Annotated in this window: 8 protein-coding genes; 2 read left to right on the top strand and 6 right to left on the bottom strand. The window is 69.8% G+C overall.

The window, feature by feature from the left end; translation table 11 throughout:
* From AC1D2K_RS25110 to gtdA, 6 genes are all read right to left on the bottom strand, one after another.
* A partial coding sequence (locus AC1D2K_RS25110; protein WP_478091843.1) for an FAD-dependent oxidoreductase occupies nucleotides 1–836 on the bottom strand: 836 nt, incomplete at its 3' end.
* Nucleotides 837–1,018: 182 nt separating this feature from the next.
* Nucleotides 1,019–1,999: a Bug family tripartite tricarboxylate transporter substrate binding protein gene (locus AC1D2K_RS25105; RefSeq protein ID WP_478091841.1), complete on the bottom strand. Its 981-nt coding sequence runs from the start codon at nucleotides 1,997–1,999 to the stop codon at nucleotides 1,019–1,021.
* 62 nt (nucleotides 2,000–2,061) lie between these two features.
* Nucleotides 2,062–3,045 (bottom strand): Bug family tripartite tricarboxylate transporter substrate binding protein, encoded by a 984-nt coding sequence (locus AC1D2K_RS25100; protein WP_478091839.1) that lies wholly within the window; start codon nucleotides 3,043–3,045, stop codon nucleotides 2,062–2,064.
* Between the two features lie 39 nt (nucleotides 3,046–3,084).
* On the bottom strand, nucleotides 3,085–4,305 hold the full coding sequence (locus AC1D2K_RS25095; RefSeq protein WP_478091837.1) for a 3-hydroxybenzoate 6-monooxygenase: 1,221 nt from the start codon (nucleotides 4,303–4,305) through the stop codon (nucleotides 3,085–3,087).
* 21 nt (nucleotides 4,306–4,326) lie between these two features.
* Nucleotides 4,327–5,031 carry a fumarylacetoacetate hydrolase family protein gene (locus AC1D2K_RS25090; RefSeq protein WP_478091836.1) on the bottom strand — a complete coding sequence of 235 codons (705 nt, stop codon included), beginning with the start codon at nucleotides 5,029–5,031 and terminating at the stop codon, nucleotides 4,327–4,329.
* 70 nt (nucleotides 5,032–5,101) lie between these two features.
* Complete coding sequence (gtdA, locus tag AC1D2K_RS25085) at nucleotides 5,102–6,172, bottom strand: gentisate 1,2-dioxygenase (protein WP_478091835.1); 1,071 nt, start codon at nucleotides 6,170–6,172, stop codon at nucleotides 5,102–5,104.
* 126 nt (nucleotides 6,173–6,298) lie between these two features.
* Here gtdA and AC1D2K_RS25080 point away from each other — a divergent pair, with 126 nt between their 5' ends.
* Together AC1D2K_RS25080 and AC1D2K_RS25075 are read left to right on the top strand one after the other, a co-directional pair.
* Nucleotides 6,299–7,213 carry a LysR family transcriptional regulator gene (locus tag AC1D2K_RS25080; protein ID WP_478091833.1) on the top strand — a complete coding sequence of 305 codons (915 nt, stop codon included), beginning with the start codon at nucleotides 6,299–6,301 and terminating at the stop codon, nucleotides 7,211–7,213.
* A 45-nt stretch (nucleotides 7,214–7,258) separates the two neighbouring features.
* Nucleotides 7,259–7,705, top strand: a complete 447-nt coding sequence (locus AC1D2K_RS25075; protein ID WP_478091831.1) for an acyl-CoA thioesterase — start codon at nucleotides 7,259–7,261, stop codon at nucleotides 7,703–7,705.
* Nucleotides 7,706–7,762 lie beyond the last annotated feature (57 nt).

Raw genomic sequence — 7,762 nt, 5'->3', positions numbered from 1 at the left:
CCGTCGCTGAGTTCGCGCGCATCGACGCCGTTCATCGCGCCGCCTTCGGCATTGCAGATCTGCGTCACGTTGGCGCGCCATTCGCGCGGGTCGATCTGCGGCCGCAGGATCGCACCCTCGCGCGGGAAGCGGTAGGCCTCGGGATCGCGCTCCCGCGCCTTCGCCATCAGGTCGTTGATGGCCTTGAATTCACCGACGGCCGCCAGCGCAGGCGCGGCCTCGACGTGGCCGACCCGGAACATGGTGGAAGGGAAGAGGCCGCTGCCCCGGCCGTCGCCGACCGCGAACGGCACGCCCGCGAAGGCGGCGACATCGGCGTCGCCGCTGCCGTCGACGAAGGCGTTGGCGCGGATCGCCTGGCGGCCCGACTTGGTCTCGACCACCAGCGCGGCAATGCGGCTGCCGTCCATGACGACGGCCGCGGCCAGCGCATGGAACAGCAGTTGCACGCCGGCGTCCAGCAGCAGCTGGTCGGCCGCGCACTTGTAGGCCGAGGTGTCGTAGGAGCGCACGCGGATGCGGCCCTGCATGCCGTCCTGCGGCTTGTTGAGTCCGCCCAGGGCGTCGAGGCGCGCCAGCAGTTCGTCGGCCACGCCGTGCACCAGCTGCGTCATCTCGCCATTGCGCTTGCCGTAGAGGCCGGCGAAATTGGTCACGCCGCCGGCCGTGCCCATGCCGCCGAGGAAGCCGTAGCGCTCCACCAGCAGCGTGCGCGCGCCGTGATGCGCGGCGCTCACGGCGGCAGCGATCCCCGCCGGCCCGCCGCCGACCACCACGACGTCGTACTCGCCGAAGACCGGCAGATCGCGCGCAGGCTCACGCAACATCGAATTCATACAGTGCCTCCAAAAGACGTATCCCCTTCGGGAAACACCGCGGAACCGGCTTCGCCGGGCCGCTGGTGTTGCCCCCGGTAGGGGGTGGGCGGGCTACACGCAGTGAGCCCAACCTGGGGGCGAGCAACAGTGCCCCCGGCAGTGGGGTGCCCGAGCCACACGCAGTGGGCGAGGCTGGGGGGTTACTGAAGTTTTATGCCGTTCGTGGAAATGATCTTGGACATGATCGCGGCCTCTTCCTTCACCCGCGTGCGCATGCCGTCGGGCGAGGTGCCGACCGCCTGCCAGCCCTGCTCGAACAGCTTCTGGCGCACTTCCGGCGACTTCATGATGATCACGAGTTCCTTCGTGATGCGGTCCTGCGCGGTCTTCGAGAGGCTCGCGGGGCCGACCAGCGCGGTCCACACCTCGAGGTTGAAATCGCGCACGCCGGCGTCCGCGAGCGCCGGCACGTCGGGCGCCAGCGTGCTGCGGCCACTGGTCAGGCCGACCGCCTTGACCTTGCCGGCCTTGACCTGGGGCAGCGCCACGCCGGGCGGGATCAGCGCCATCTGGATCTGGTTGCCGATCAGGTCGGTCATCACCTGCGGGTTGCCCTGGTAGGGCACGTGCTCGGCCTTCAGGCCCGGCACGCGGCTCTTGAGCAGTTCCATGCCCAGGTGGCCGACCGAGCCGACGCCGACCGAGCCGTAGCTCCACTTGTCGCCGCCCTTGCGCGCGGCGTCGAAGAAGGCCGCGCCCGTGGGCAGGCTGCTCTGGGCCACCAGCACCAGCGGCGCGGTGKCAATCAGCGACAGGTAGGTGAAGTCCTTGCCCGGGTCGTAGGGCAGCTTCGGGTACAGCATCTTCGACGAGGTCAGGTTGCCGTTGATGACGATGCCGAGCGTGTGGTCGTCGGTGGCCTTGGCCACCTGGTCGGCCGCGATGTTGCCCGAGGCGCCGGGCTTGTTGTCGACCACCACCGGCTGGCCGAGGGCCTTGGCCAGCGGTTCGGCGATGGTGCGCGCGGCGATGTCCGGGGTCGAACCGCCGGGGAAGCCGACGATCAGGCGGATCGGCCTGGTGGGCCAGGCAGCGCCCTGCGCCGAGGCGGCGAGCGGCAGGGCACCGGCGGCGAGGCCGCAGGCGGCAGCGATCAGGAGGACTCTCTTGGAGGGGTGCATGGAGACTCGGTTGGGGGAAATTGGGGAAAGGAAGGATAGCCCTCTCTTGTAACCAGACGTCATCACTCGAGGCTGATGTTTCCCCGCTTCACGAGCTCACCGTAGATCTTCGACTTCACCTCGGCGTTGCGCTCGATTTCTTCCGGCGACCAGGCCAGCGGCTCGAAGGCGAAGGTGTCGAAGCGGGCCCGGATCTCGGGGTCGGCGATGACCTTGGCGACGTCCACGTTGATCTTCATGCGGATCGCCGCCGGCACGCCCTTCGGCGTCAGCAGCGAAACGAAGGAGTTGACGTCCAGCCCGGACGGCCCGCCGGCTTCGGCCATGGTCGGCACGTCCGGCATCTGGGGAATGCGCTTGGGCGCCGCGATCGCGATGTAGCGCAGCTTGCCGGCCTTGTAGATGCCCTGGCTCGACGGCAAGCTCGCGAAGCTCCACGCCACCTCGCCCGATCCGACGTTGGCGAACAGCTGCGAGACCTCGCGGTACGGCACGTGCTGCATGTGGGTGCCGGACAGCGCCTCGAGCTGCTGGGCGCCCAGGTGGCCCGGGCTGCCGACGCCCCACGAGCCGTAGTTGACCTGCCCCGGCTTCTCCTTGGCGGCGGCGACCAGGTCGCTCATGCTCTTCCACTTCGAGTCGGTCGGCACGGCCACGAAGAAGGGCGTGCGGAACAGCGAGGCCACCGGGTCGAAGTGCTGCAGCGTCACGAAATTGCGCGACTTGTAGAGGTGCGGCAGCGCGGCGATGTGCTCGCTGTCGAGCTGCAGCAGGGTGTAGCCGTCGGGCGTGGCGCGGCGCGCCTGCTCGATCGCGATGAAGCCGCCGCCGCCGGGCTTGTTGTCGACCAGCACGCGCTGGTTCCAGAGCCGGCYGAGCTTGTCCGAGACCAGCCGCAGCACCGCATCGGGGCCGCTGCCGGCCGCGAAGGGTGTGACGATGGTCACCGGCTTGCTCGGGTAGTCCGCGGCCGGAGCCTGGGCGGCGGCCGAGGCGGCGAGCAGGGCCGTGGCGCCGGCGGCGACCAGCGAGAGGAGGGATTTCATGCGACTTCCTTCAGGTTTGAATCGTTCGGCGGCGTTGTATCAGGTCGGCGCAGCGCGCCCGTCGTCGAGGCAGTGCGCGGGGTTCCAGCCGTAGAGCCATTCGACCGCGTCGTAGAAGCGTTCGGGCGTGCGGCCGGTCCAGAGGCTGTTTCGCACCAGCCGCTCGACGCCCTTGGCATGGTAGAGACGCCCCATCTCGCGCACCGACAGCACCMCGCGCGCGGTGCGCGCGACCCGGGCCGAGGCATAGAGGCGGAAGGCGGCGCTCAGGTCGTGGTCGCAGGCTTCGACTGCGGCGCCCAGCGTCACCGCATCCTCCAGCGCCATGCAGGCGCCCTGCGCGAGGTACTGCATCATCGGATGGGCCGCGTCGCCCAGCAGCGTGGCCCGGCCCTCGCTCCAGGTCGCCACCGGCTCGCGGTCGGCGGTGCTCCAGCGGCGCCAAGAGGTGGGGCGGTCGAGCAGCTGCCGCGGGCGCGCATGCACGCCCTCGAAGTACGACATCACCTCTTCCTTGCTGCCGTCGCTGACGCCCCACTCCTCGCGCTCGCGGCTGTGGAAGGTGACGACCAGGTTGTATTGCTCGCCATGGCGCAGCGGGTAGTGCACCAGGTGGCAGTCGGGGCCGGCCCAGACCACGGGCGCGTTCCAGCGCAGGTCCTCGGGCATGTCGGCGGCCGGCACCACGGCGCGGTAGACCACGTGGCCCGAGACCCGCGGCGCATCGCCGATGAGCCTGGCGCGCACCACCGATTTGACACCGTCGCAACCGATGATGGCGTCGGCGCTGAAGCGGCGGCCGTCGCGCGTGACCGCGGTCACGCGGCGTTCTTCCAGATCCAGCGCCTCGACCTGCGCCGAGGTGTGGAAGCGGATCAGCGGATGCTGCTTCACCGCCTCGTGGATCGCGCCGTGCAGGTCGGCCCGGTGGCTGACCGCATAGGGGTTGCCGAAGCGCGCGCGAAAGGCCTCGCCGACCGGCACCGAGGCGACCTCGGCGCAGTCGACGGCGTCCATCATCACGAGCCGGTCGGTGAACACCGAGCCGCGCCGCACCGCTTCGCCCACGCCCAGCGCATCGAGCGCCGCGAAGGCGTTCGGGCCCAGTTGCAGGCCGGCGCCGATCTCGCCGAGGGTGGCGCTCTGCTCGAGCAGGTCGACGGCGATGCCCAGGCGCGCCAGTGCCAGCGCCGCCGCCATGCCGCCGATGCCGCCGCCGACCACGAGAACGGTGGATTTGTGCTTGGAAGGGGTGCCCATGGTGCGTCTCCTGCGGGGATGTCAGTCGATGCGAACCGCGATCGGTTCGAGGCCGTCGATACGGACTTGCATGGTCTGCCCGCGCTGCACCGCGCCCACGCCCTCGGGCGTGCCGGTGAAGATCAGGTCGCCGGGCTGCAGCGCGAACAAGGTCGACAGGTTGGCGATCACCTCGCTGACCGACCAGATCAGGTGGCGGATATCGCTCTTCTGGCGCGCTTCGCCGTCGACCTCGAGCGTGATCGCGCCGGCCGTCATCTCGCCCATCGCGGCGCGCGGACTCAGCAGGCCCACCGGCGCCGAGAAGTCGAAGGCCTTGCCGATCTCCCACGGCCGGCCCTGCTCGCGCATCTTCATCTGCAGGTCGCGGCGCGTCATGTCCAGGCCGACCGCGTAGCCGTAGATGTGGTTGACCGCATCGCCGACCGCGATGTCGCGCCCGCCGGTGCCGATCGCCACCACCAGTTCGGCCTCGTAGTGGTAGTTGGTGGTCTGGTCCGGATAGGGAATGCCGACCGCCCGGCCGGCTGGCACCGGCACCACCGAGGCGTCGTCATTGGGCTTGCAGAAGAAGAAGGGCGGTTCGCGGTCCGGGTCGAAACCCATCTCGCGCGCATGCGCCGCGTAGTTGCGGCCGACGCAGTAGACGCGGCGGACCGGGAACAGCTCGGTCGAGCCGGCGATGGCGAGGCCGACCACGGCCGGAGGAGAAACGACGAAGGACATGAAGACTCCTGCCGCGCGCAGCGGCAAACATGGACGAAGGAAAAAGACGGCGGCCCGAAGGCACCCGGAATCAGGCGTGGTCGAGGAAGGCTTCGCGCAGCACGCCCATCGCCTGCTGCACCGGCCGGTCCGAGAAACTGAACAGCACCACTTCCTCGCTGGCGGCAAGGCGCAGCGGCGCCCAGGACGGCACAACGAAGGTGTCGCGCGGCCCGAAATCGAAGCGCTGGCCGCCGATCTCGGCCGTGCCGCGGCCCTCGACCACGCTGTAGACCGCGCCGTCGGTGGCGCGGTGCGTCTTGCCGGCAAAGCCCGCGGGCAGCAGCTGCAGGTTCGTCGCGATGGTCGGCATCGGCGAGCCGCCGGTCAGCGGATTGATGTAGCGCAGTTTGTGGCCCAGCCAGGCGTCGGCGGCTTCCTGCTTGTGCAGCTGGGCCAGTGCCTCGCGGCTGCGCGCATAGGGGTAGTTGAAGATCGGCGAGGTCGGCGACACATGGTCGTGACGCACCGGCACCATGTTGTGGCCGAAGCGCGCCAGGCTGTGGCCCTCGGGCCGCGCGACCTGCTGCATGCGGGCGTCGTCGTTCTCGGCGAAGCCAGCGTCGAAGAAACGGATCATCGGGATGTCGAGCCCATCGAGCCAGACCACCGGCTCGCTCACCCCTTCGATGCCTTCGTTGCCGTGGTCATGCCAGGCCCACGAGGGCGTGATGATGAAGTCGCCCGGGTGCATCGTGGTGCGCTCGCCGCCGACCGTGGTGTAGGCGCCCTTGCCGTCGACGATGAAGCGCAGCGCCGACTGCACGTGGCGGTGCGAGGGCGCCACCTCGCCCGGCATGATGAGCTGCAGCCCGGCGTAGAGCGACTGCGTGATCGACGAGCGGCCCGGGATCGCCGGGTTCTCGAGCACCAGCACGCGGCGCACCGCTTCCTCGGCGGTGATCAGCTCGGCCGACTCCATCAGCAGCGGCCGGATCTCGTCGTAGTGCCAGAGCGCGGGCACGCAGGGCGTCTGCGGCTCGCGCGGCACCAGCGCGTGCAGCGACTCCCACAGCGGCGTCAGGTGGAGCGGGCGGATGCGGTCGTAGTAGGCGCGGCGTTCGGCGCCGTCGGTGCGGGCGGCCGGCAAGGCGGTGTTCATGGGGGGTGTCTCCTGGCGTCGAGCGCCGAGGCCGCATTGTTGGCCCCGACCACTATTTGTTCAAGACTTCCACTCAATACTTGGAATATCGTTTTTGGATAATGGGGCTTCTTCAGGGGAATTCCGATGTCCAAGCTCGATCTCGAATGGCTCGCGGTCTTCGACGAGGTCTACAAGACCGGCAGCGTCTCGAAGGCGGCCGACCGGCTGGGCATGGCCCAGGCCGCGGCCAGCACCATGCTGAACAAGCTGCGCGCCCATTTCGACGACCGCCTGTTCGCCCGCACCGCCCAGGGCATGCAGCCCACGCCCTATGCCCAGCGGCTCAGCGTGCATGTGCGCGAGGTGCTGGCCCAGCTCGACCAGGCGCGCGGCAGCCGCGGCGGCTTCGTGCCCGGCGAGGCGAGGCGCAGCTTCCGCATCTGCATGACCGACATCAGCGAGGTGGTGCTGCTGCCGGGGCTGATCGACCACCTGCGGCGGCAGGCGCCCGGCGTGCACCTGGAGACCGAGATCATCTCGACCGACAGCGGCCGCCGCCTCGAGGACGGCGAGGTCGACCTGGCCGTGGGCTTCATGCCGCAGCTGGACGCCGGCTTCTACCAGCAGACGCTCTTCATGCAGAACTTCGTCTGCCTGGCGGCGCGCAACCACCCGCGCATCGGCGCCCGGCTCACGCGCCGCCGCTTCGAGGCCGAGGCGCACGCGGTGATCTCCTCGTCGGGCACCGGCCATGCGATCGTCGACAAGACCCTCGCGCGCCTCGGCCTCGCGCGCGACGTGGTGGTGCGGCTGTCCAGCTTCCTGAGCGTGGCGCGGATCGTCGCGCACACCGAGCTGATCGTGATCGTGCCGCGCATCCTGGGCGAGGTGCTGGCGACGCAGGAGCCGGTGAGGCTGCTGGAGCCGCCCTTCGCGCTGCCCTCCTACGCGGTCAAGCAGCACTGGCACGAGCGCTTCCACGCCGACGCTGGCAACATGTGGCTGCGCCGCACGGTGGCCCAGCTGTTCGCTCCCGGAAACGCCGCGGCGCTCGCATAATCGGCGCAGGCACCCCCCTCGATCCACTCATCGCCCAGGCATCTCATGTCCTCCATCACCCTGCGCTTCCTGGCCGAGCCCAGCACCGTCAACTTCGGCGGCAAGGTCCACGGCGGCACCGTCATGAAGTGGATCGACGAAGCCGGCTACGCCTGCGCGACCAGCTGGTCCAAGCGCTACTGCGTGACGGTCTTCATCGGCAGCATCCGCTTCCACCGCCCGATCATGATCGGCGACCTGGTCGAGGTCGAGGCGCGGCTGGCCTACACCGGCAACAGCAGCATGAACATCTCGGTCGAGGTCCGCAGCGGCGACATGAAGGGCGGCGAGATGCACAAGACCACCGAGTGCCTGGTGGTCTTCGTCTCGGTCGACTCCCACGGCCGGACGCTGCCGGTCGACAGCTTCACGCCCGGCACGCCGGGCGAGATGGCGCTGGCCGAGCGGGCCCGGGCGCATCTCGAGGCCACCCGGGCGGCGATCGGCGCCTGAGCGTGGCCCCCACGCTCCCCCACTGCGTGTGGGTCGCTGCCCCCCGAGGGGGCCGCA

This window comes from Variovorax sp. P1_H12_2 (assembly GCF_056405335.1).
The sequence above is the reverse complement of the archived record's forward strand: the minus strand, read 5'-3'. Positions and strand labels throughout refer to the sequence as shown.